The 21,351-nt window shown below is 69.7% G+C and carries 21 protein-coding genes; 11 read left to right on the top strand and 10 right to left on the bottom strand.

What is annotated here, in order from left to right:
- Positions 1 to 57: 57 nt before the first annotated feature.
- Both ACWGO0_RS30455 and miaB read right to left on the bottom strand, forming a co-directional pair.
- Entirely contained in the window at positions 58 to 777 is a 720-nt protein-coding gene (locus tag ACWGO0_RS30455) for a class III extradiol dioxygenase subunit B-like domain-containing protein (RefSeq protein ID WP_453542147.1), read from the bottom strand.
- A 31-nt stretch (positions 778 to 808) separates the two neighbouring features.
- Complete coding sequence (miaB, locus tag ACWGO0_RS30450; RefSeq protein ID WP_453542144.1) at positions 809 to 2,329, bottom strand: tRNA (N6-isopentenyl adenosine(37)-C2)-methylthiotransferase MiaB; 1,521 nt, start codon at positions 2,327 to 2,329, stop codon at positions 809 to 811.
- Positions 2,330 to 2,460: 131 nt separating this feature from the next.
- Here miaB and ACWGO0_RS30445 point away from each other — a divergent pair, with 131 nt between their 5' ends.
- Positions 2,461 to 3,459, top strand: coding sequence for a TAXI family TRAP transporter solute-binding subunit (locus tag ACWGO0_RS30445; protein WP_453542141.1), 999 nt, complete (start codon positions 2,461 to 2,463; stop codon positions 3,457 to 3,459).
- Positions 3,460 to 3,488: 29 nt separating this feature from the next.
- On the opposite strand, the gene ACWGO0_RS30440 is transcribed toward ACWGO0_RS30445, so the two are convergent.
- Together ACWGO0_RS30440 and ACWGO0_RS30435 are read right to left on the bottom strand one after the other, a co-directional pair.
- Complete coding sequence (locus ACWGO0_RS30440) at positions 3,489 to 4,883, bottom strand: ATP-binding protein (protein WP_453542138.1); 1,395 nt, start codon at positions 4,881 to 4,883, stop codon at positions 3,489 to 3,491.
- Between the two features lie 15 nt (positions 4,884 to 4,898).
- Positions 4,899 to 5,591 (bottom strand): response regulator transcription factor, encoded by a 693-nt coding sequence (locus tag ACWGO0_RS30435; RefSeq protein WP_453542135.1) that lies wholly within the window; start codon positions 5,589 to 5,591, stop codon positions 4,899 to 4,901.
- Between the two features lie 355 nt (positions 5,592 to 5,946).
- Between ACWGO0_RS30435 and ACWGO0_RS30430 the strand changes: the two genes are divergently transcribed.
- The 8 genes from ACWGO0_RS30430 to ACWGO0_RS30395 all read left to right on the top strand — a co-directional run bounded on the left by ACWGO0_RS30430 (position 5,947) and on the right by ACWGO0_RS30395 (position 12,374).
- Positions 5,947 to 6,732 carry an amino acid ABC transporter ATP-binding protein gene (locus tag ACWGO0_RS30430; protein ID WP_453542132.1) on the top strand — a complete coding sequence of 262 codons (786 nt, stop codon included), beginning with the start codon at positions 5,947 to 5,949 and terminating at the stop codon, positions 6,730 to 6,732.
- 60 nt (positions 6,733 to 6,792) lie between these two features.
- Positions 6,793 to 7,635: a glutamate ABC transporter substrate-binding protein gene (locus tag ACWGO0_RS30425; RefSeq protein ID WP_453542129.1), complete on the top strand. Its 843-nt coding sequence runs from the start codon at positions 6,793 to 6,795 to the stop codon at positions 7,633 to 7,635.
- Positions 7,636 to 7,727: 92 nt separating this feature from the next.
- Positions 7,728 to 8,396 carry an amino acid ABC transporter permease gene (locus tag ACWGO0_RS30420; protein ID WP_453542126.1) on the top strand — a complete coding sequence of 223 codons (669 nt, stop codon included), beginning with the start codon at positions 7,728 to 7,730 and terminating at the stop codon, positions 8,394 to 8,396.
- Positions 8,393 to 9,307 carry an amino acid ABC transporter permease gene (locus ACWGO0_RS30415; RefSeq protein WP_453542123.1) on the top strand — a complete coding sequence of 305 codons (915 nt, stop codon included), beginning with the start codon at positions 8,393 to 8,395 and terminating at the stop codon, positions 9,305 to 9,307. Before ACWGO0_RS30420 ends, ACWGO0_RS30415 begins: the two co-directional genes overlap by 4 nt.
- 173 nt (positions 9,308 to 9,480) lie before the next feature.
- Complete coding sequence (locus ACWGO0_RS30410; RefSeq protein ID WP_453542120.1) at positions 9,481 to 11,199, top strand: FAD-dependent monooxygenase; 1,719 nt, start codon at positions 9,481 to 9,483, stop codon at positions 11,197 to 11,199.
- A 32-nt stretch (positions 11,200 to 11,231) separates the two neighbouring features.
- A complete protein-coding gene (locus ACWGO0_RS30405) occupies positions 11,232 to 11,318 on the top strand; it encodes a putative leader peptide (RefSeq protein WP_311605579.1) in 87 nt (28 codons plus the stop codon).
- A gap of 16 nt (positions 11,319 to 11,334) precedes the next feature.
- A complete protein-coding gene (locus ACWGO0_RS30400; RefSeq protein WP_453542117.1) occupies positions 11,335 to 11,955 on the top strand; it encodes a cysteine dioxygenase in 621 nt (206 codons plus the stop codon).
- On the top strand, positions 11,952 to 12,374 hold the full coding sequence (locus ACWGO0_RS30395; protein WP_453542114.1) for a rhodanese-like domain-containing protein: 423 nt from the start codon (positions 11,952 to 11,954) through the stop codon (positions 12,372 to 12,374). Before ACWGO0_RS30400 ends, ACWGO0_RS30395 begins: the two co-directional genes overlap by 4 nt.
- A 30-nt stretch (positions 12,375 to 12,404) precedes the next feature.
- On the opposite strand, the gene ACWGO0_RS30390 is transcribed toward ACWGO0_RS30395, so the two are convergent.
- Complete coding sequence (locus tag ACWGO0_RS30390; RefSeq protein WP_453542111.1) at positions 12,405 to 14,972, bottom strand: FtsX-like permease family protein; 2,568 nt, start codon at positions 14,970 to 14,972, stop codon at positions 12,405 to 12,407.
- Positions 14,969 to 15,673, bottom strand: coding sequence for an ArsR/SmtB family transcription factor (locus tag ACWGO0_RS30385; RefSeq protein ID WP_453542108.1), 705 nt, complete (start codon positions 15,671 to 15,673; stop codon positions 14,969 to 14,971). The genes ACWGO0_RS30390 and ACWGO0_RS30385 overlap by 4 nt, the downstream gene beginning before the upstream one ends.
- Positions 15,674 to 15,918: 245 nt before the next feature.
- Between ACWGO0_RS30385 and ACWGO0_RS30380 the strand changes: the two genes are divergently transcribed.
- A complete protein-coding gene (locus ACWGO0_RS30380) occupies positions 15,919 to 16,578 on the top strand; it encodes a DUF6197 family protein (RefSeq protein ID WP_453542105.1) in 660 nt (219 codons plus the stop codon).
- Positions 16,579 to 16,668: 90 nt separating this feature from the next.
- On the opposite strand, the gene recX is transcribed toward ACWGO0_RS30380, so the two are convergent.
- Both recX and recA read right to left on the bottom strand, forming a co-directional pair.
- The gene (gene recX / locus ACWGO0_RS30375) at positions 16,669 to 17,379 is read right to left on the bottom strand and encodes a recombination regulator RecX (protein ID WP_453542102.1); all 711 of its coding nucleotides are present in this window, start codon (positions 17,377 to 17,379) and stop codon (positions 16,669 to 16,671) included.
- Between the two features lie 3 nt (positions 17,380 to 17,382).
- Positions 17,383 to 18,513, bottom strand: a complete 1,131-nt coding sequence (gene recA, locus ACWGO0_RS30370; RefSeq protein ID WP_453542099.1) for a recombinase RecA — start codon at positions 18,511 to 18,513, stop codon at positions 17,383 to 17,385.
- Positions 18,514 to 18,780: 267 nt separating this feature from the next.
- Between recA and ACWGO0_RS30365 the strand changes: the two genes are divergently transcribed.
- A complete protein-coding gene (locus tag ACWGO0_RS30365; RefSeq protein ID WP_453542097.1) occupies positions 18,781 to 19,701 on the top strand; it encodes an SDR family oxidoreductase in 921 nt (306 codons plus the stop codon).
- A gap of 15 nt (positions 19,702 to 19,716) precedes the next feature.
- Here the strand turns inward: ACWGO0_RS30365 and ACWGO0_RS30360 are convergent, their stop codons facing one another.
- Together ACWGO0_RS30360 and ACWGO0_RS30355 are read right to left on the bottom strand one after the other, a co-directional pair.
- Entirely contained in the window at positions 19,717 to 20,886 is a 1,170-nt protein-coding gene (locus tag ACWGO0_RS30360; RefSeq protein WP_453542150.1) for an AI-2E family transporter, read from the bottom strand.
- Between the two features lie 266 nt (positions 20,887 to 21,152).
- On the bottom strand, positions 21,153 to 21,347 hold the full coding sequence (locus ACWGO0_RS30355; RefSeq protein ID WP_453542095.1) for a DUF3046 domain-containing protein: 195 nt from the start codon (positions 21,345 to 21,347) through the stop codon (positions 21,153 to 21,155).
- Positions 21,348 to 21,351: the final 4 nt, after the last annotated feature.

The following is a 21,351-nucleotide window of genomic DNA, read 5'->3' as shown; positions in this document are numbered from 1 at the left end:
GAACGCATGCGTTCCGGGCCCTCCTCCATGCTCGGCAAGTCGTGCTCGGTCAGTCCGTCACGACCAGGCGGCGACCGTGTAGCCGACGCCGTACGGGGCGTCCTCGTACAACAGCTGCCCGCCGAGCCCCGCGCCCTCGGCGGCCCCGGCAAGCACCTGCAAGGGCGCCCGGCCCGCCACCTTCAGGTCGTACGCCAGCGAGGCGTCGAGCGAGCTCAGAGCGGCGAGATCCGCCTCACCCAGCGCACGGGTCACGTCCGAGTCGAATCCCACGGCCCGCTCGTCCAGATAGCCGGGGGCCTTGACCGTGCGGCAGGCGCTTCCGTCACCCATCACCAGCAGGGCGACGCGGTCCGCCCTCGCTGCCAGTTCCTTGCCCGCCAGGGCGCAGTCGTCGGCCGGCAGCCGCTCCCCCACGCCGAGACCCTCGACCGGGGCGTCGGACCACCGGGTCCGCTCCAGCAGCCACGCTCCGACGGCAAGGGAGGCCGGAAGCGGGCGTCCCCCCGGCACGGTGTCGCCGGGCGGGTTTCCGAGGCGCACGGAGAGAGCGACGCCGAACCCTTCGAAGGAACCGGCCGCTCCGGCGGGATGCGGCCCTTCTCCGTCGGGTTCGGCGGGCCCCACGACGATCAGCAGATCGGGGCGGGCCGCGGCGAGCACGCCCAGGGCGTCCGTGCACGCGGTCCGCGCGGCGTCGAGCTCGGGCGCCGCTCCGGCGGCGACCTCGGGAACCAGGAGCGGCGGGCAGGGGCAGACGGCGGCAGCGACAAGCATGCCGGTCAGCGTACTGCGAAGCGCCGCGGCGTCAGTCGCAGCCGCAGCCGGGGGCCGATGCGGCAGGCAGCGGGGCCGGGGCGCCGATGCCGGGCAGGCCCAGCATCACTCCGGCGGGCTTGGCCGCCGCAGCGGCCGTACGCGCCTCCCAGGCGTCACCGGAACGCGTCCGGCGCACGCCGAGCGGGGCGCCCTCGGCGAGCAGGTGGTGCGGAGCCGCGTACGTGATGTCGACCGTCACCACGTCACCGGGGCGCACCTCCTGCGAGGGCTTCGTGAAGTGGACCAGACGGTTGTCGGGGGCGCGGCCGGAGAGGCGCTGCGTGGAGCCGTCCTTACGGCCCTCGCCCTCCGCCACCATGACGTCCAGGGTGCGGCCGACCTGCTTCTTGTTCTCCTCCCAGGAGATCTCCTCCTGGAGGGCCGACAGGCGCATGTACCGCTCCTGGACGACCTCCTTGGGGATCTGGTCCGCCATGTCCGCGGCGGGCGTCCCGGGGCGCTTGGAGTACTGGAAGGTGAAGGCGTTCGCGAAACGGGCCTCCCGGACCGCGTGCATGGTCTGCTCGAAGTCCTCCTCGGTCTCGCCGGGGAAGCCCACGATGATGTCGGTCGAGATGGCGGCGTCCGGCATGGCGGCACGCACCTTCTCGATGATCCCGAGGAAACGCTCCTGCCGGTACGAGCGGCGCATCGCCTTGAGGATGGTGTCCGAGCCCGACTGCATCGGCATGTGGAGCTGCGGCATCACGTTCGGGGTCTCGGCCATCGCGGCGATCACGTCGTCGGTGAAGTCACGCGGGTGCGGGGACGTGAAGCGGACGCGCTCCAGACCCTCGATGGCGCCGCAGGCCCGCAGCAGCTTGGAGAACGCCTCGCGGTCCCCGATGTCGGAGCCGTACGCGTTCACGTTCTGGCCGAGCAGCGTGACCTCGGAGACGCCCTCGGATACGAGTGCCTCGATCTCGGCCAGGATGTCGCCGGTACGGCGGTCCTTCTCCTTCCCGCGCAGTGCGGGGACGATGCAGAAGGTGCACGTGTTGTTGCAGCCGACGGAGATCGACACCCACGCGGCATAGGCGGACTCACGTCGGGTGGGGAGCGTGGAAGGGAAGGCCTCCAGGGATTCGGCGATCTCGACCTGCGCCTCCTCCTGGACGCGGGCGCGCTCCAGCAGCACCGGGAGCTTGCCGATGTTGTGCGTACCGAAGACGACGTCCACCCAGGGGGCCCGCTTGACGATGGTGTCGCGGTCCTTCTGCGCGAGGCAGCCGCCGACCGCGATCTGCATCCCGGGGCGCTTGGTCTTCATGGGCGCCAGCCGGCCGAGGTTGCCGTAGAGCTTGTTGTCGGCGTTCTCACGCACCGCACAGGTGTTGAAGACGACGACATCGGCGTCACCGTCGGCGTCCTTCGGCGCACGGACGTATCCGGCGTCCTCCAGGAGCCCCGACAGCCGTTCCGAGTCGTGGACGTTCATCTGGCACCCGTAAGTGCGTACCTCGTAGCTTTTCTTGACGTCCACTGCTTCGCTCCGGTTGCCGCTGCTCATGCGACAAGGGTAGGCGGTACCTGGAATGCCCTGTGCCGCCGCAGTCCCGGCGCGGGGTCCGGGAGCCCGGCCCCGGCCGCCCCGGAAGCCCGGGCCTGGCCATTACGGGGAGTGGCTGGCAGGATCGCGCCATGTTCTCCGTACTGTCCCGGTTCGACCGACGACGCACCCTTCAGGGGGGAGCGGCCGTGACGGTCGTCCTGGGGCTGCTGCTGTGGTGGGTGCTCCCCCTGGGGGAGTCCTCTCCCACGGGCTCGCTGACCTTCTCCACCGGCGTACGCAGCGGGGTCTACCAGCGCTACGGCGAGCGGCTCGAAGGCGCGCTGGCCAAGGACATGCCCAAGGTGTCCATAAAACTGCAGACCAGTGAGGGCTCGCAGCAGAACATAGAACGGGTGGCTTCGGGGAAGGCGGACTTCACCATCGCGACCGCCGACGCCGTGGCCACCTTCATGCAGAACGGCAGAGCCGGTGCCCAGCGCCTGCGGGCCTGCGCCCGGCTGTACGACGACTACGTCCAGCTCGTCGTGCCTCGCGACTCGGACGTGCAGAGCGTCGCCGACCTGCGAGGGAAGCGGGTGGGCGTGGGGCAGCCGGGATCAGGGGTACGGCTCGTCGCCGACCGGCTGATGAGCGCCGCGGGCCTCGATCCGGAGAAGAGCGTCACCCCGATACCGGTCGGCATCGACACGATGCCGACGCGGCTGGCGAACGGCACACTCGACGCCTTCTTCTGGTCCGGGGGCCTGCCGACCAATGCCGTGCAGGAGCTCTCGGAGCGGTTCGCCATCCGGCTGGTGCCGCTGGAGGACCCGCTGGTCACCCAGCTCCAGGGAGTCGGCGGATCGACCCGGTACTACCGCTCGGCCGTGATTCCGGCCGACGCCTATCTCAACGCGCAGCAGGGCCAGACCGTGCCGACGGTCGCGGTCGCCAATCTGCTGGTCACCACGGACCGCACTGACTCGGCGATGACCGAGGCGTTCACCCGGACCGTGATCGACAGCCGCGACCGCATCGGACGTGAGGTGCACTCGGCGCAGGTGGTGGATCTGCGGACGGCGATCTACACCGATCCGCTGCCGATGCACGAAGGGGCCAGGCGCTACTACCGGTCGGTCAAGCCGTAGCGACGTTCCCCCGGTGTCCTGGCGCTCGTTCAGACGTGTGGAGCGTTGCGCGGTACGGACACCGTCACCGCCAGCCCATGGGGCTCGTTCCGTGCGTACGCGATCGAGCCCCGGCCCGCGGTGAGCAGCGCACGCGAGATGGAGAGACCCAGGCCGGAGCCCTTGACGTTCTGATGCCGGTTGCTGCGCCAGAAGCGGTCGCCGACGCGTTCGAGCTCCTGGTCGGTCAGCCCCGGCCCGTGGTCGGCGACGCGCACGGTGACACTCGCGCCGGTGGACGCCACGGTGACCCGTACCTCCTCGTCCGGCGGCGTGAACTTGAGTGCGTTGTCGATGACGGCGTCCAGCGCGCTGGAGAGCGCGATCGGGTCCGCCCAGCCCGTGGCCGCGGACACCCCGTCCAGCAGGAGCCGCACCCCTTTCCCGTCCGCCAGCGGGCCCCATGACGCGACGCGCTCGGCGGTGAGCGCGCCGATGTCCGTGAGCCGGAGGTCGGCCGCGGCATGCTCGGCCAGCGCCAGGTCCAGCAGGTCGTCCAGGACCCGGGCGAGGCGCTTGCCCTCCGTACGCACCGCGGCGATCTCCTCGTTCCCCTGAGGGAGTTCGAGCGCGAGGAGCTCGATGCGCAGCAGCAGTGCGGCCAGCGGGTTGCGCAACTGGTGCGAGGCGTCGGCGACGAAGGCGCGCTGCTGCTCCAGAACGTCTTCGACGTTGTCAGCCATCTCGTTGAACGAACGGGCCAGCCGCCTGAGTTCCGGAGGTCCGCCGGAAGCGGCGACCCGGGACCTCATCCGGCCACTGGCGATGTCGTGCGTGGCGGCGTCCAGGATGCGTACGGGAAGCAGCACCCAGCCCGTGAGCCGGAACGCGGCGCCGACCGCGACGAGCAGCGCCAGCGCCTCACCGAGGCCGATCAGCAGCCAGCCGCGCAGCGTCCGGGACCGCATCTCGCCGGTGGGCGAGTCGATGACGACGACGGCGACCACGTCACCGTCCCGTACGACGGGCGAGGCCACGACGACCCTGCCGGTCTGCCAGGGCCAGACCTGCGGCGGATCGTGGGAGCGGCGGCCCAGGAGCGCTTCCCGGAACGCCTCACGGCCCTCCCCCTCCGTCGGCACCATCCAGGAGGACGGGGCCTTCGCCAGGGCCCGGTCGTCGCGGTAGAAGACGCCGGCCCTGATCCCGTACACGGAGTCGTACGCGTCGAGCTCGGCCTGGAGGATGCGCTGCCGCTCCTCGTTGCCCGGAAGCGACTCGCTGACGAACTGGGCGAGTGCGGCGAAGCGCGCCGTGTCGTCGATCCGGTCGATGACGACGCGCTGCTGCTCGGCGGCGGCCATGCGCATGGCCAGCGGGACGCCCAGGGCGAGCAGTACGGCCGCCATGAGGATGATGAGCAGCGGAAGGAGACGGGTGTGCACGGGGAACGTACGCCCTTACGCGGACGGCGAGACGAGCCGGTATCCGACGCCCCGCACGGTCTCGATCAGCGCGGGCAGCCGCAGCTTGGAACGCAGGGACGCCACATGCACCTCAAGAGTGCGGCCCGTCCCCTCCCAGCTCGTACGCCACACCTCGCTGATGATCTGCTCACGCCGGAACACCACTCCGGGCCGCTGCGCGAGCAGCGCCAGAAGATCGAACTCCTTGCGCGTGAGCTGGACTTCCTCACCGTCGACGCTGACCCGGCGGGTCGGCAGCTCGATCTGGACGGGACCCAGACGCAGACCGGCGGCCGGGGTCGGGGCGGTGTCCTCACCGGCCGTCCTGCGCCGCGCGACCGCGTGGATACGGGCGAGCAGCTCCCCGGTGTCGTACGGCTTGGTGACGTAGTCGTCCGCCCCGAGGTTGAGCCCGTGGATCCGCGACCGGACGTCGGCACGCGCGGTCACCATGATCACCGGGATCGCGGAGCGCTTGCGGATCTTGCCGCACACCTCGTAGCCGTCCTGGTCGGGCAGGCCGAGGTCGAGCAGCACGACGCCGAAGGGTTCCTTGTCGGCCGGCAGCAGAGCCCTCAGGGCCTCCTCGCCGTTACGGGCGTGCTTGACCTGGAACCCGTGGCGGGCGAGCACGGCGGACAGGGCCGCCGCGACATGGTCGTCGTCCTCGACGAGCAGCAGTCTCATTGACCCTCCTTCCGGCGCCCGAGATCTCGGGACGGCTGATGTTGCTTCTTCGGTTCGCTTCTTCGGTGACGCGTGATGTTCCGCCCGGTGAGGTTCTCCCGTACGGCGACGTTCACGTCATCCCCTACCAGGGCATCCATGCCGATGACGGGTGCTCCGGTCAAGAGCTTGCCGGTTACATCAGGGTTTCCGTTACCCACCCGGTACGCCCCAGCACCGTTGAGGAAGTCCCGTTCACGCGGTGTGTCCGGTTGCAGCCGGATCGTTATGCTCAATTTCCGCTCAGATGTAATGACGCTGGTCGCACTGCGTCATTAGTGTCCTTGCCAACCGAGGAGGACGGAGCATTAAGCCGATGAGCGGAGTTTCAGTGACCAAGGCCGCCGAGGATGCCGCGCCTGCGGGCGACGACCTTGTCGTACTGAGCAACGTCAACAAGCACTTCGGCGCGCTGCATGTGCTCCAGGACATCGACCTGACCATCGCCCGTGGCGAGGTCGTGGTCGTTATCGGGCCTTCCGGGTCCGGAAAGTCCACGCTGTGCCGCACCATCAACCGCTTGGAGACGATCGACTCGGGCGCGATATCGATCGACGGCAAGCCGCTGCCGCAGGAGGGCAAGGAGCTCGCCCGCCTGCGCGCCGACGTGGGCATGGTCTTCCAGTCGTTCAATCTCTTCGCGCACAAGACGGTGCTCGAGAACGTGATGCTGGGCCAGCTCAAGGTCCGCAAGATGGACAAGAAGGCCGCAGAGGACAAGGCACGTTCGCTGCTCGACCGGGTGGGCGTCGCCTCGCAGGCGGACAAGTACCCCGCCCAGCTCTCGGGTGGTCAGCAGCAACGCGTCGCCATCGCGCGGGCGTTGGCGATGGGCCCGAAGGTCATGCTGTTCGACGAGCCGACGTCCGCGCTCGACCCGGAAATGATCAATGAGGTGCTGGAGGTCATGCAGCAGCTCGCCCGGGACGGGATGACCATGGTCGTCGTCACCCACGAGATGGGCTTCGCACGGTCGGCGGCCAACCGCGTCGTCTTCATGGCGGACGGAAAGATCGTCGAAGAGGCAACGCCCGACCAGTTCTTCAGCAACCCGCGCAGTGACCGGGCCAAGGACTTCCTGTCGAAGATCCTTCACCACTGAGTTCCGGATCAGCTGATCACTCACCTCGCGCACATCGCGTCAACTCTAGGGAATTTCACCATGCAGCTTCGTAAGGTCACCGCCGCCTCGGCCGCCGTGCTCGCGCTCGCCCTCACCGCCACCGCCTGTGGTTCCGAAGAGAAGGACGGCAAGGCGGGCTCCGGCGGCGGCGAGAAGATCACCATCGGCATCAAGATCGACCAGCCCGGTCTCGGTCTGAAGACGCCCGACGGCAAGTTCGCCGGTTTCGACGTCGACGTCGCCACGTACGTCGCCAAGGAGCTCGGCTACGACGCCGAGAACATCAACTTCGTCGAGACGAAGAGCGCCGACCGCGAGACCGCCATCGAGCGCGGCGACGTGAAGTTCATCGCCGCGACGTACTCCATCAACGACGAGCGTCTGCAGAAGGTCGACTTCGCGGGCCCGTACCTCCTGGCGCACCAGGACGTCCTCATCCGGGCCGACGACGACTCGATCAAGTCGACCGAGGACCTCAACAGCAAGAAGCTCTGCTCCGTCACCGGTTCGACCTCCGCGAAGAACGTCAAGGAGAAGCTGGCCCCCAAGGCGCAGCTGCAGAACTACGGCGGCTACTCCGAGTGCCTCACCGGCCTGGAGAACAAGGCCATCGACGCGCTGACCACGGACGACTCGATCCTCGCCGGATACGCGGCGCAGGAGGCCCACAAGGGCAAGTTCAAGCTGGCCGGCTTCCAGATGACCAACGAGAACTACGGCATCGGCCTGAAGAAGGGCGACGCCGACCTCAAGAAGAAGATCGACGCCGCGCTGACCAAGATGGTCTCCGACGGTGCGTGGGACAAGGCTGTCGCGGACAACTTCGGCCCGGCCAACTACAAGAACGAGCCGGCGCCGAAGATCGGCAACGTCGTCAAGTAAGGCCGTTCGCGGTCCAGCAGCTGGGCCGATGAGGTGCGCCGCCGTCCAGGCGGCGCACCGAGCCCTCCCCACACCTGGAAGCACGGGAGATCGTGTTCGACTTTCTTGAAGGTTACGACCTACTGGGGGCCTTCTGGGTGACGGTGAAACTCACCGTCTACTCCGCCCTCGGTTCCCTCATATGGGGAACGCTGCTGGCCGGTATGCGGGTCGGCCCGGTCCCCCTGATGCGCGGGTTCGGTACCGCTTATGTGAATATTGTCCGCAACATCCCATTGACCGTGATCATCGTCTTCGCGTCACTGGGCCTCTTCCAGACCTTGCAGGTCACCCTCGGGGGCGGCGACGACTTCGAGGTCATCAACTTCCGGCTCGCGGTACTCGCGCTCGCCCTCTACACGGCCGCCTTCGTCTGCGAGGCGCTGCGCTCGGGCATCAACACGGTGCCGGCGGGCCAGGCCGAGGCGGCACGGGCGCTCGGGCTGAGCTTCACCCAGGTCCTGCGGCTGATCGTCCTCCCGCAGGCCTTCCGCGCGGTCGTGAACCCGCTGGCCAACGTGCTGATCGCGCTGACCAAGAACACCACCGTCGCTGCGGCGATCGGCGTGGTCGAAGCGGCGTACCTGATGAAGGACATGATCGAAGCAGAGGCTCAACTGATTCTGATCTCGGCCATCTTCGCGTTCGGATTCATCTGCCTCACCCTCCCGACCGGGCTCCTGCTCGGCTGGGTGAGCAAGAAGGTGGCGGTGAAACGATGACGACGTCCGTCCTCTTCGACGCACAGGGGCCCCGCGCCAAGCGGCGCAATATCCTGTACACGGTCATCTTCGTAGCGGCTCTCGCCGCCGTGCTCTGGTGGGTCTACACCGCACTCGACGAGAAGCATCAGCTCGACTGGGTCAAGTGGGAGCCATTCTTCACAAGCTCCCAGCCGTGGGAGACCTACCTCTGGCCGGGGCTCCAGAACACGCTGAAGGCCGCGTTCTTCGCCCTGCTGATAGCCCTGCCCCTCGGGGCGCTCTTCGGTATCGGCCGGCTCTCCGACCACCGGTCGGTACGGATGCCGTCCGGCATCGTCGTGGAGTTCTTCCGCGCGATCCCGGTGCTGATCCTGATGATCACGGCGAACGCCGCGTACTCGGAGTTCACCGACATCGCGAGCGACGTGCGTCCGCTGTACGCCGTCGTCACCGGTCTGGTGCTGTACAACGCCTCGGTCCTCGCCGAGATCGTGCGGGCCGGCATCCTGTCCCTCCCGCAGGGGCAGACCGACGCCGCGAAGGCGATCGGTATGCGCAAGGGCCAGACCATGCGGTACGTGCTGCTGCCGCAGTCGGTCACCGCCATGCTGCCCGCGATCGTCAGCCAGATCGTGGTCATCGTGAAGGACACCGCTCTCGGCGGTGCGATCCTCACCTTCCCCGAGCTGCTCGCGTCGGTCCGTCCGATGAGCGCGAACTACGGTGCGAACACCATCGCGTGCTTCACCATCATCGCGCTGATCTTCATCGCGGTGAACTTCGCTCTGACCTCGTTCGCGAGCTGGCTCGAGCGCAAGCTGCGGCGGGCCAAGAAGAGCACGGGCGCGGTGGTCGGCGCCGGCCCCGGTGGCGGCATCGAGATCATCGACGCTCCCCCGCTCAAGACCGCTGACGGATCGGGCAACTGACGGGCTGTCGATAATCGACCCACGGGGGGCGCGGGCGCATCTGCCGCGCCCCCCGCCACGTCTCTCTGTCACTTGACGCAAGCACCGGCAGTAGGTTGCATACGTTCTGTGATCGCGCCCCGAGCCTCCGTCGCCACTTCCCCTACGACCGTACGGGCCGGATGGTGTGCGCCGTGGACCCGGTGATCGTCGTCGGCGCCGGGCCCGTCGGCCTGGTGCTGTCGCTCGCCCTCGCCGCGCAGGGCGTCCCCTCCGTTCTCCTCGACGAAGGCCCAGGCAAGGACGAACAGCGGCTCGCACGGACCGTCGTCCTGCGCGAGGACACCGCCGCTCTCGTGGAGCGGCTCGGCTGCACGACCCTGCGCGACGAGGGCCTTCAGTGGTCCGGGTGGCGGTCGATGCGGCGCAAGCAACTGGTACGCGCGCTGCCGCTCGGCGATGCGTCGGGGGCCGGGTCGGTAACCGATCCCCTGCCGGCTCCGGTCCATCTGCCGCAGCACGCCCTGACCCGTGGTCTGCGGGCCGCGGTCGCCGCGCAGAGCCTGGTGCGGATGGCACCGCTCAGCCGCATCGACACCCTGGAACAGGACCCCGACGGGGTCACCGTGCACACCAGGGAGCCCGATTCCACCTGGTGGCGGGGGAGCTATCTGGTCGGCTGCGACGGCGCCCGGTCCACCGTACGCAAGCTTCTGGACATCAGGTTTCCGGGGCGCACGGCGGTGGAACGCCACGCGGTCGCCGCGCTGCGTGCCGAACTGCCCTGGCCTGGCGAAGCCGTACTGCACCGTGCGCCGCCGTGGCGCAGTGGCGGCCCCGAGGTGACCGCGCGGCCCCTGCCCGACGGTGTCTGGCGGCTTGACTGGCTGCTTCCGCCGCGCGGTGAGCTCGTCACCCCCGACGCGCTGATCACCCGGATCAGGGACACCCTGGAGGGCTGGTGCGGGGAGACTCCGGCCTACGAACTGCTCGACACCGGGGTGTACACGCTGCACCACAGGCTGGCCCGGCGCTGGCGGTCGAAGCGGGCGTTCCTGGCCGGTGACGCCGCCCACCTCCTTGGCGCGCTCGGCACCCAGGGCCTGGACGAAGGGGTGCGGGACGCCGAGAACCTGGCCTGGAAGCTGGCGCAGAGCTGGCACCACGGCGCCTCCGAGCTGCTGCTCGACAGTTACCAGGCGGAGCGCAGGGCCGCGGTCGCCTCACGGCTCCGCGCCGCCGACCAGTCGCTGCCGATACTGCGCGGGAGCGGCGGCCTGCGGACGCTGGTTCCGGGCAGCGCACGGGGGCACGACACGTTGCTCACCGATGGTCATCTGGGGTGCGGGCCGCTGGGTGCGCCCCCTTCGTACACGCATTCGCCCCTTTCACCTCCGCGCGCCGAGGCGCACGCCGCCGTGGGTACGCCCCCTGGTGCGCCGGTCGCCGATGTACGGGTGACCGCACCCGACGGCACGAGCGTCCGCTTGCGCGACCGGCTGGGGCAGGGGCATCTGCTGGTGCTCCTGGTCGCACCGGGAACCGGGGTGTGGGACCGGCGGCACTGGCTCACCGCGGGCGTCATGCCGCGGCTCATCGAGGCGGTGGCCGCGCTGCCGGTGAAGGGTGAGCTTCTGGTGGCGGAGAGCTATCCGGGTGCGTCGGCGCACACCGTGCTGCTGGTGCGGCCGGACGGGCACCTGGTGGCGGCCTTCGGCGGGGTACGGCCGGCGGAGCTCTTCGCCGCCGCCGACGCGGCGCGCGGAGGCGACACGGCCCCGGCTCGCGAGGGTGGTGCGGGCGCGGCTCACGGGGGTGGTACGGGCGCGGCGCGCGGGGGTGGTACGGGCGCGGCGCGCGAGGAATCGCAGCGTACGCCTCTGCGCTCCGGGCGCACCGCGAACATCAATTGACCCTCACAGGCGCACATGGTGTACTCCAGATCATGACCGACACCGATGTGCGCCTGTGGCGGAGGGTCCATATGGACCTCGTCCGCTATGCGGGCTGCGTGTGTCGACCGTCCTGCTGAATCGCCTCTCACTGCCATGCCGTGCTGTCCTCGTACGGCGGTGGCTCCCGCGCGAACTCTCAGGACGGCTCCTGTGTCTGCTCTTCACCCTTCGTCTTCTGTTCCCGTACGCACATCCGCCTCCGCGTCACCTGCCTCCTCGGCAGGCCCGGACGCCGCGGAACTGCTCGCCTTCGTCCGCCGCACCGCGGCCGACACTGCGCTCGTCGCCTCCCTCCCTCTGGACCCCGAGGGCCGCACCTGGATCCGGCTCGACGGGCCCGGCGGCAGTGAAGCGTGGCTGATCGGCTGGCCGCCCGGCACGGGCACCGGCTGGCACGACCACGCCGACTCGATCGGCGCCTTCACCACGGCCGCGGGCACCCTCAAGGAATTCTCACTGGCCGCCCGCCTGCCCACCGACGGCTGGAAGACCCTGGAACTCAGCGAAGGGGTCGACCGTTCACGGCAGTTGACCGCCGGTCAGGGCAGGGTCTTCGGCAGGCACCATGTGCACGAGGTGCTGAACGAGTCCGATAACGAGCACGCCGTGTCGGTGCACGCGTACTACCCGCCGCTGCCCCGCATCCGCCGGTACAGCCGTACGGGCGCGGTGCTGCGCCTGGAGCAGGTCGAACGTCCGGAGGACTGGCAGTGAGCAACGACCACAGGGACACAGCCTTGGGCGCGGGTACGCAACCGGTGGGCATCGACGAGTTCTTGGAGCGGGTCCGGGCAGGCATCGACCGGATCGGTCCGCGGCAGGCCGCCGCCGCGGCAGCGGACGGCGCGCTGCTGGTGGACATCCGCTATGCGGCGCTGCGGGAACGGGACGGTCTGATTCCGGGTGCGCTGGTCGTCGAGCGCAACGAGCTGGAGTGGCGGCTCGATCCGTGGGGAAGCCATCGCGCCGCCGAGGCGGTGAGCCACGATCTCCGGGTGGTGGTGCTCTGCAACGAGGGGTACGCGTCGAGTCTCGCGGTCGCATCCCTGCGCCAGTTGGGGCTGCACCGCGCGACCGACCTGATCGGCGGATTCCAGGCATGGCGCGCGGAGGGGCTTCCGGTCGAGGTGTGACCGAAAGCCCCTGCCGCCCATCGTGGGTGGTCACTGCCTCGCTGTGGCCACCTCCACCGGGCGGGGTCTGAGCGCCAGCCGGCCCGGGAGTGCGGTGGCCACCAGGGCGAGCAGCGCGGCGGCGCCCAGCACCGCCGCGTACGCCGTCGGCACTACGGCGGGTGCGGCACTTCCGGTCATTCCGATACTGAAGGCGGTCAGTACGGCCAGGGAGATGCCGCTTCCCAGGACGGCGGCGATCAGCAGGACCGTCAGCGCCTCGATCCGGAGCATCCGCAGCACCTGGCGGCGGGTCGCACCGGCGAGCCGGAGCATGGCCAACTCCCGGATTCGTTCGGACACGGACATGGCGAGGGTGTTGACGACGGCGATGGCGGTGAAGGCCAGCACGAGCCCCATGGCCAGGTAGTTGACCTCGGCGTTCTGTTGCTGCCGGTCGGCCTGGAGCCGGTCGACATCGGCGGGGGCGAGCACGGCGACCCCGGGGAAGTCCTTCAGCCGTCCGGCGATGTCGGCACGGTCGCGGTCCCCGGCGACCAGGACGGTGGCGGCCAAGGGGTTGTCCACGTGCCGGGCCACCAGATCATGAGGGAGCGTCAGATCGCCGAAGCCCAGCCCCCGGGCGTACACGGCGGCGACGGTGAGGCTGGCCGGGGTGCCGTCGCCGAGGTGAAGTTCCAGCCGGTCTCCGGGGCGCAGGTCCAGCCGGTCGGCGGCGAGTTCGCTGATCGCCGCGGTACGGGAGCCGGCCGCGAAGTCGGCCAGCGAGCCGCTGGTGACGTCGGGGTCCCAGGTCCGCGCGAGTCCTGCCCCGGTGACGCCCTGGGCCGCGTACTTTTCGAGCCCGACCCGCACGGTGGTCCGTACGACCTCGGTGGCGGCGACGACCCCCTCCATCTCGCGCACCGCCTCGGCGGCGGCGGGCGGGACGCCGGGACCGTCGGCGACCAGCACCGAGGTGGCTTGGGTGCCCTCACGCGCCTGTGCCCGCGCGGCGTCGGAGAGGGTCGGCTGGACGAAGAGAACAGTGCAGGTCATGCCGATGAGCAGAGTGAGCGGGGTGACGACCGCGGCCATCCGGGTGGCGTTTCCACGGACGTTGGAGGCCGCGAGGGAACCACCCGGACCTGAGAGGCGCAGGGGCACGGCGAGCACCACCAGCGCCCCCTTGACGAGGACGGGCCCCAGCAGAGACACCGCAGTGGCCAGCACCACGACGGCCAGGAAGGTGACGGGCGTCGAGGCCGCCTCCGTACGCAGAACGGCGAGTACGGAGACGAGGACGATGCCACCCGCGAGCAGGACCAGACCGGCGACGAGTCGTCCCCACGCCGGGCGCTGACGCTCGGCGGCGGCCTCGGCCATCGCCTCGGCGGGCTTGATACGGGAGATGCGGCTGCCGGAGATACGGGCAGCGGCCCAGGCGCCGACGAGAGTGACGGCGAAGGCGGCGAGCATCGGCAAGATGCCGGAGGTCCGCTCCAGGGTGGCGGGTACGGCACCGATGTCGATGAATCGACTGTGCAGCCACCTGGCGAGGGGCAGTCCGGCGAGCGATCCCAGGATGCCCGCGGCTGCTCCGACCAGCAGGGCTTCCCGGCAGAGCAGGCGGCGGACCTGACGGGAGGTGGCGGCGATGGCTCGCAGCAGGGCCAGTTCGCGGTGCCGTTGCTGGATGGAGAGCGCGAAGGTGCCGACGACGACGAGGACCGCGACGAGGAGCGAGGTGCCGCCCATCGCCCCGCCCATGGAGACGAGTTTGATACGAGCACCGGCGGCGTCCAGGAACTCGACAGGCCCGCGGGCGTCGCCGGTGGAGACCTGTGCGGTGGTGCCCTCGAGAGCCTGCTTCACCTGCCGCTCCAGGTCCGCGAGGTCCGCTCCGGGCGCGGGGATCACGCCGAGGGCGGTGACCTGGCCGGGGTGGGCCGCGAGGCGCTCGGCCTCGGCGGTGGAGAAGAAGAGGGAAGTCTGCCGGCGGAGACCGTCGTGGGCAGCGGGAGCGGCGGGGGCCGCGATGCCACTGATGCGGTAGGGGCTCGGGTTGCCGGTGGACTGCACGGTGAGCCGGTCTCCGGGCTCCAGACCGGCGCGTCGGGCGAGCTCCCGGTCGATCACCACCTCGTCGGCCGAGGCAGGGGCGCTGCCTGCGGTGAGAGCGAAGGGGGTGAGCGGCGCGGAGGTCCAGGCGTGACCGTACGAGGGCCGGGCTGAGGGGCCGCCGGCTCCATTGGGGACCAAGGGCTCTGCGAGGAAGGTGAGTTCGGTGAGGACCTTGCTGACGCCTTCGACGGCGCGGACCCGGTCGGCGGTGGCGGCGGGCAGCCAGGCCCGCTCGGCGACGGGCTTCGCCTTGTGCTTGACCTTCGTCTTGCCGTTGCCCTTGTGCTTGACGGTGGTCCGGTGGACGTTCTGGTCGGCGGAGACGATGAGGGGTGTGGCGGCGTAGCGCTCGGTGGCGATCTTCCCACGCAGGCCGGTCTCCAGGAGTGTGCCGCAGGCGGTGATGAGGGCGGCGGCACACATGAGGGCCAGAAACGCACCCAAGAACCCGCCCTTCCGGTCCCGGACGGTGTGAAGGGCGTAGCGCAGCATCATGATGCGTCCGTCTCTGTGCGGTTGCCCGCGGGGCTCGCGGGCTCGGTGGCGGTGGCGGGCGGCGCTGGATGGGGCTCGGCGGCCGGGAAGGCGAGCAGGCGCGTGTGGACCGTGCGTGCACCGGGAGGCGTTGCGTCGTCCGGGCGCTTGTACCGGTTCATCAGCTCGATGAACTCCTCGAAGAACGCGCGGAGTTCGGGGAGGGTGAGCCGGATGGAGCCGCGCGAATAGGGGAAGGCGTCGGCCCACTCGTCATCCTGGTCGACTGCGCTGTCACGCTGGAGCCGCTCGAAGAGGGCAAGGTCCGCGGCGTAGGCGTGGCGGTTGAGCTCGTCCATGACGAGCCGCGTCTCGGGTGTCTGACGGGACCGGGGCGGGAAGCGCCGGTCACCTGGCACGGCCTTCCACCACCGGCGCCTCCTACTGCCCGGGCCCTGGCTACCTGCACCGGAGTCCTCGCGGCCCGCGGCACGGGCCTCGGCCTCCTCCGGCGTCGCGTCCTCCACGAAGCCGTACCTGGCCAGTTCGCGGAGGTGGTAGCTGGTGGCTCCGGTGTTCAGCCCGAGAGCGCGGGCGAGGATCGCGGACGTGGCCGGTCCGCTCAGGGTGAGGTACTGAAGGATCTGCTGGCGTCGCGGCTGGGCGAGCACCCTGAGGGCTGCCAGCTCTGTGATCTCGGTACCGCCGGGCTTCTCTGCCATGCCTCACACACTGCTCTGTGCACAGATACCTGTGCACTGGAGCATTCCGGCGTCTTCGTACGGGGGTTAGCCCCTCCCCCTGCCTTCCGCCCGGCGTTCAGCCCTGCCCCCTGCCGCCCGCTCGCCCGCCCGGCCCGGAATCCGTGCCGACACACCCGAACGCCACACCCCGGTGGAGCAATCGCTCCGGGCCCCGCACATTCGCCTCAATACCGAGGACCGAAATGTACGGAGATGTCGCACCGATGAAAACCGCTCACCTCACGCCTGATCAGCTCGATGCCCAGGTCTCGCACCTCCACGACACAGCGGTGTGGCAGGAAATCATCACGGGCTGGGAGCACACCGCCCCCGAACCTGTACGTGCCCCGGGAGCGGGGGCGGAGCCGGAGCTGCGGCCAGGGGCGGAGCCGCGGCCGGATTCCGAGCCGGCCGACTGGCGGGACCTGCTGTCCGTACCCGTCGAGCAGCTCATCGACGAGTCCCTGCGGGCTCTGCCCACGTCACCGCCCCGTGAGCGGCCGCTTCCCGGGCGACTTGGCGCGGTCCTGCCCGACCGTCTGCACAGCTGGCGGCGTATCGGCCAGCCCGACGTGCGCCCCTCCACGCACCTCGGTTACGCCCGGCAGATCCTGGTCGAGTGGGGCTGGCAGAACACTCCGTACCGTCTGCGCAACGCCCGTGGCGCCCGCTGCATCTGCGGCGCCCTCCTCAGCGCTCACCGTCTCGGGTACGGCTCTCTGGACACGGTGGACCGGGCCGGCGCCTGGCTGATCACCGAGCTCCGCTCGCAGGGCTGGACGGACCTGATCGGCCCATGGAACCGCCACCCCGACCGCACCGCCGCGGACGCCCTGGGCCTGCTCGACGCGACCATCCGACGGGCCGCACGCGCGGGCCACTGACCCCCTAGCCCTGGTTCCCCACGCCCTGGTTCCCCTCACCCGCTCGCCGCCGCCCGCACCGCCCGCTCGCCCGCACCGACCGCCGCGCGCTCAGAAGGGCTCGTCCAGGCCCTCCGTGTCTTCGCCCTCTTCCGCCAGCGCCTGCCTCACCACACGCAGGGCCATCCCCTCCCCGTACCCCTTGCGCGCGAGCATCCCAGCGAGGCGGCGCAGGCGCTTGTCGCGGTCCAGGCCGCGGGTGGAGCGGAGTTTGCGGGCCACCAGGTCGCGGGCCGTCTCCTCCTCCTGCTCCGGGGCGAGCTGCTCGACCGCCTCGTCGATCAGTGCGGAATCCACGCCCTTGGTGCGCAGTTCACGGACGAGGGCCCGGCGAGCCAGCCCCCGGCTGTGATGCCGTGACTCCACCCACGCCTCGGCGAACGCCCCGTCGTTGATCAGCCCCACGTCCTCGAACCGCGACAGCACTTCCTCCGCCGCCTCGTCGGGGATCTCCCGCTTTCGCAGGGCGTCCGCGAGCTGCTTCCGCGTGCGTGGGGTCCCGGTGAGCAGGCGCAGACAGATATTGCGCGCCTGCTCGACCGGGTCCTGCGGTTCCCCCTTCTCGGCCCTCGACGAGGCAGGGGAACCACCGCTTCTGGAGCCTGCGCGGGAACCACGGCCGGCGCCCCCGCCCGACCACGAACCTTCACCGAATCCCCCGCCCGAACCCCTCCCCCGACGGGAACCGGCCCGCGCAGCGGATTCAGGGCCCGCGCCGGGGTCGGCGTCGCCGCCGCTCAGCCACTCCGTACGACGCGTCACGGCCTAGCTCTTGGCCGCCGCAGCCTTGGTGGCCTTGGCCTTGGTGACCGGCGCGGGCACGGACTTCGCCGAAGCGTCGGCCTCGCCGTCGGCAGTGGCCGCCGCATCGGCAGCAGGCTCGGCCGCCGAGATCTCGGGCCGCACGCCGATACCCAGCTTCGTCAGGATCTTCTTCTCGATCTCATTCGCGAGATCGGGATTGTCCTTGAGGAAGTTACGGGCGTTCTCCTTGCCCTGGCCGAGCTGGTCGCCCTCGTACGTGTACCAGGCACCGGCCTTGCGCACGAAGCCGTGATCGACGCCCATGTCGATCAGACCGCCCTCGCGGCTGATGCCGTGGCCGTAGAGGATGTCGAACTCGGCCTGCTTGAACGGCGGCGCGACCTTGTTCTTGACGACCTTGACCCGGGTGCGGTTGCCCACGGCGTCGGTGCCGTCCTTGAGCGTCTCGATCCGTCGGATGTCGAGACGCACCGAGGCGTAGAACTTCAGCGCCCGGCCACCGGTCGTGGTCTCGGGGGAGCCGAACATCACACCGATCTTCTCGCGAAGCTGGTTGATGAAGATCGCGGTGGTCTTGGACTGGTTGAGCGCGCTGGTGATCTTGCGGAGCGCCTGGCTCATCAGGCGGGCCTGCAGACCCACGTGCGAGTCACCCATCTCGCCCTCGATCTCGGCACGCGGCACCAGGGCCGCGACGGAGTCGATGACGATCAGGTCGAGCGCACCGGAGCGGATCAGCATGTCCACGATTTCCAGCGCCTGCTCACCGTTGTCCGGCTGGGACAGGATGAGGTTGTCGATGTCGACACCGAGCTTCTTCGCGTACTCGGGGTCGAGAGCGTGCTCGGCGTCGATGAAGGCCACCGTGCCGCCGAGCTTCTGCGCGTTCGCCACGGCGTGCAGCGTCAGCGTCGTCTTACCGGAGGACTCCGGTCCGTACACCTCCACCACACGGCCGCGCGGCAGACCGCCGACGCCGAGCGCGACGTCGAGGGCGGTCGACCCGGTGGGGATCACCTCGATCGGCTCGTTCGGCCGCTCACCGAGGCGCATCACCGCGCCCTTGCCGAATTGCCGTTCAATCTGTGCGAGTGCGGCGTCCAACGCCTTCTCGCGGTCGTTTCCTGCCATGGGTTCCACCCGATTTGCTTGAGTCGATCGCTTCACGTCAAAGACGCTAACCCCTGCCACTGACAATGGGCCTCGACGTCCTCCCGGCCTGTGGACAACTCCACGGTCGGGCCCGGGAAAACCCGGCCGGAATCTCATGAGAATGGATGTTCGATTTCGGTGTCAAGCGCACCACGCCGAACCATCCAGCCGAGAGTAGCGGCTTATAACAGCGTAGGGCGAGCAAGTCAATGAAGAGTGTTCGGCATCATGCTAGATTCCGGGCGTATGGGGACATCTCCGAGGACATCTCTGTCAGGAAAAGTCGCTCTGGTCGCGGGAGCCACGCGCGGTGCGGGACGAGGCATCGCGGTTCAGCTCGGTGCCGCCGGAGCGACCGTGTATGTGACGGGACGCACCAGCGGGTCCGAGCGTTCCGAGATGAACCGGCCGGAGACGATCGAGGAGACCGCCGCTCTCGTGGACCGAGCGGGCGGTCACGGAATCGCCGTACAGGTGGACCACCTCGTCCCCTCCCAGGTCAGCGGGCTGGTTGCGCGGATCCGAAGCGAGCAGGGCGCGCTCCACGTGCTTGTGAACGACATCTGGGGTGCTCGGATCGAGTGGAACAAGTCCGTGTGGGAATCGTCCCTGGACACCGGGCTGCACACCCTGCGGCTCGCTGTCGACACCCACGCGATCACCAGCCACTACGCGATCCCGCTGCTCATCGAGAGGCCCGGCGGACTGGTCGTCGAGGTGACCGACGGCACCACCGGGTACAACGCGCACAACTACCGGGTCTCGTTCTTCTACGACCTGGCGAAGGCCGCCGTGAACCGGATGGCGTTCGCGCTCGCCCACGAGCTGGAACCCCACCACGCGACCGCCGTATCGCTCACCCCGGGCTGGCTCAGGTCCGAGGCCATGCTCCAGGCGCACGGAGTCACCGAGGCCAACTGGCGTGACGCGATCGCGCACTCGCCCCACTTCGCCATTTCCGAGACTCCGGCCTTCGTCGGCCGGGCGGTCGCCGCACTGGCCCAGGACCCCGATGTGGCTCGCTGGAACGGGGAATCGCTGTCCAGCGGCCAGTTGGCACAGGTCTACGGCTTCACCGACATCGACGGCAGCCAACCCGATGCCTGGAGGTATCTCACCGAGGTCCAGGACCCCGGCCTCCCCGCGGACGTCACCGGGTATCGCTGACCCGGCGGCCACGCGTCAGCCGCGTGCGTCCGGGCCGTTGTCCGGGCCGTCGCCCGGCCGCCCGACCCCGGCACGGCGTGGCCGCAGCAGTCGGCGCATCCGGACCGAGACCAACCCGCCGCGGCGCCCGCGCCGGCCGCCGTGCACCCTCGGGTCGTCCGTCACCGCGTACCGCTTCACGTACGCGCCGAGGAACGCCTGCAGCGTCGCGATCGCCGGGATGGCGATCAGCGCTCCCACGGCACCCATCAGCGCCGCACCGGCGACGACCGAGCCGAACGCGACCGCCGGATGGATGTCGACCGTCTTGGAGGTGAGTTTGGGCTGCAGCACATAGTTCTCGAACTGCTGGTAGACCACCACGAAGCCGAGCACCCACAGCGCGTACCAGGGGTTGACCGTGAAGGCGATCAGCATCGGCAGGGCGCCCGCCAGATACGTACCGATGGTGGGGATGAACTGGGAGACCAGGCCGACCCAGACCGCGAGCGCCGGGGCATAGGGCACCCCGAGGATCACCAGCAGGATGTAGTGCGCGGCGCCGGAGATCAGCGCCATCAGTCCGCGCGAGTAGAGGTAGCCGCCGGTCTTGTCGACGGCGATCTCCCAGGCACGCAGCACCTCGGCCTGATGCGCCGGCGGCAGTACGGAGCACAGCGCGCGGCGCAGCCGGGGGCCGTCGGCCGCGAAGTAGAAGGCGAACAGGAAGATCGTCAACAGTCGGAACAGTCCGCCGAGCACCGTCGTCGAGACGTCGAGGACGCCCGTCGCGCTGTTCTGGACGTACTTCTGCAGCCAGTCGGAGTGGAGCAGGCTGTCCTGGACGTCGACCCTGGACAGATCGGTGCGGAAGGTCTCGTTCACCCAGTTGATCACCGAATCGAGGTACTGCGGGAGGTCCTCGACCATGTCGAGGATCTGGCCCGCGAGCATCGAGCCGAGCAGCACTACGAAGCCGACTCCGGCGATCAGGACGGCGAAGGAGATCAGGAACGTGGCAAGGCCGCGGCGCATCCCGCGCGATGCCATCCGGCTCACGGCAGGCTCGATCGCCAAGGCGAGGAAGAAGGCGATGAGTACGTTGATCAGCAGACCGATGAGCTGGTCGAAGGCCCAGCTGCCGAGCTGGAAACAGGCGTAGAGCGCGAGCGCGAGTACCATCGCCCGCGGCAGCCAGCCGGGCATACGGGCCGGGCCGGCAGGCGGCGCGGGTGGCGCGGCCGGCGGGACGGGCGGTGGAACGGGCGGCTGGGTCTGGGCGGTCTCGTCTGTCGGTGCCACGCGACAAGTCTCGCCCATAACCGTGGACTACGGCCGCCCGCCCCGGACGCCGACGAAGGAAACGGCCCTGCGCCGTCAACAACGCCCGCTCCCACCGCTCGTCCGGGGGACGACGGGGGATGAAGCCGACGTTCGTGCCAAGCCTGTCCGTACGCGCCCGGGGAAAGCCGTCAGCGCTTTTCGGCGGGAACGCCGACCGCTGTGCAGACCCCGCGCCACACATCCTTCGCGTCCCATCCGGCAGCCAGCGCCTGGTGCACCGTACGGCCTCCGAGTTCGGACATCACGTGATCGCGCGCGAAGGAGTCCGCGTACGCCTCACCGAAGTGGTCCGCCATCCGCTCCCAGAAAATCGTCAACCGCATGCAT

The sequence above is a fragment of the Streptomyces sp. NPDC055749 genome (assembly GCF_053617235.1).
The sequence above is the reverse complement of the archived record's forward strand: the minus strand, read 5'-3'. Positions and strand labels throughout refer to the sequence as shown.

What these genes read in the sequence shown, in the direction of transcription:
- ACWGO0_RS30455 (WP_453542147.1), bottom strand. Translation starts at nt 777, where the DNA reads ATGCTTGTCGCTGCCGCCGTCTGCCCCTGCCCGCCGCTCCTGGTTCCC.
- miaB (WP_453542144.1), bottom strand. Translation starts at nt 2,329, where the DNA reads ATGAGCAGCGGCAACCGGAGCGAAGCAGTGGACGTCAAGAAAAGCTAC.
- ACWGO0_RS30445 (WP_453542141.1), top strand. Translation starts at nt 2,461, where the DNA reads ATGTTCTCCGTACTGTCCCGGTTCGACCGACGACGCACCCTTCAGGGG.
- ACWGO0_RS30435 (WP_453542135.1), bottom strand. Translation starts at nt 5,591, where the DNA reads ATGAGACTGCTGCTCGTCGAGGACGACGACCATGTCGCGGCGGCCCTG.
- ACWGO0_RS30430 (WP_453542132.1), top strand. Translation starts at nt 5,947, where the DNA reads ATGAGCGGAGTTTCAGTGACCAAGGCCGCCGAGGATGCCGCGCCTGCG.
- ACWGO0_RS30425 (WP_453542129.1), top strand. Translation starts at nt 6,793, where the DNA reads ATGCAGCTTCGTAAGGTCACCGCCGCCTCGGCCGCCGTGCTCGCGCTC.
- ACWGO0_RS30415 (WP_453542123.1), top strand. Translation starts at nt 8,393, where the DNA reads ATGACGACGTCCGTCCTCTTCGACGCACAGGGGCCCCGCGCCAAGCGG.
- ACWGO0_RS30405 (WP_311605579.1), top strand. Translation starts at nt 11,232, where the DNA reads ATGACCGACACCGATGTGCGCCTGTGGCGGAGGGTCCATATGGACCTC.
- ACWGO0_RS30400 (WP_453542117.1), top strand. Translation starts at nt 11,335, where the DNA reads ATGCCGTGCTGTCCTCGTACGGCGGTGGCTCCCGCGCGAACTCTCAGG.
- ACWGO0_RS30390 (WP_453542111.1), bottom strand. Translation starts at nt 14,972, where the DNA reads ATGATGCTGCGCTACGCCCTTCACACCGTCCGGGACCGGAAGGGCGGG.
- ACWGO0_RS30385 (WP_453542108.1), bottom strand. Translation starts at nt 15,673, where the DNA reads ATGGCAGAGAAGCCCGGCGGTACCGAGATCACAGAGCTGGCAGCCCTC.
- ACWGO0_RS30380 (WP_453542105.1), top strand. Translation starts at nt 15,919, where the DNA reads ATGAAAACCGCTCACCTCACGCCTGATCAGCTCGATGCCCAGGTCTCG.
- recA (WP_453542099.1), bottom strand. Translation starts at nt 18,513, where the DNA reads ATGGCAGGAAACGACCGCGAGAAGGCGTTGGACGCCGCACTCGCACAG.
- ACWGO0_RS30365 (WP_453542097.1), top strand. Translation starts at nt 18,781, where the DNA reads ATGGGGACATCTCCGAGGACATCTCTGTCAGGAAAAGTCGCTCTGGTC.
- ACWGO0_RS30360 (WP_453542150.1), bottom strand. Translation starts at nt 20,886, where the DNA reads ATGCCCGGCTGGCTGCCGCGGGCGATGGTACTCGCGCTCGCGCTCTAC.
- ACWGO0_RS30355 (WP_453542095.1), bottom strand. Translation starts at nt 21,347, where the DNA reads ATGCGGTTGACGATTTTCTGGGAGCGGATGGCGGACCACTTCGGTGAG.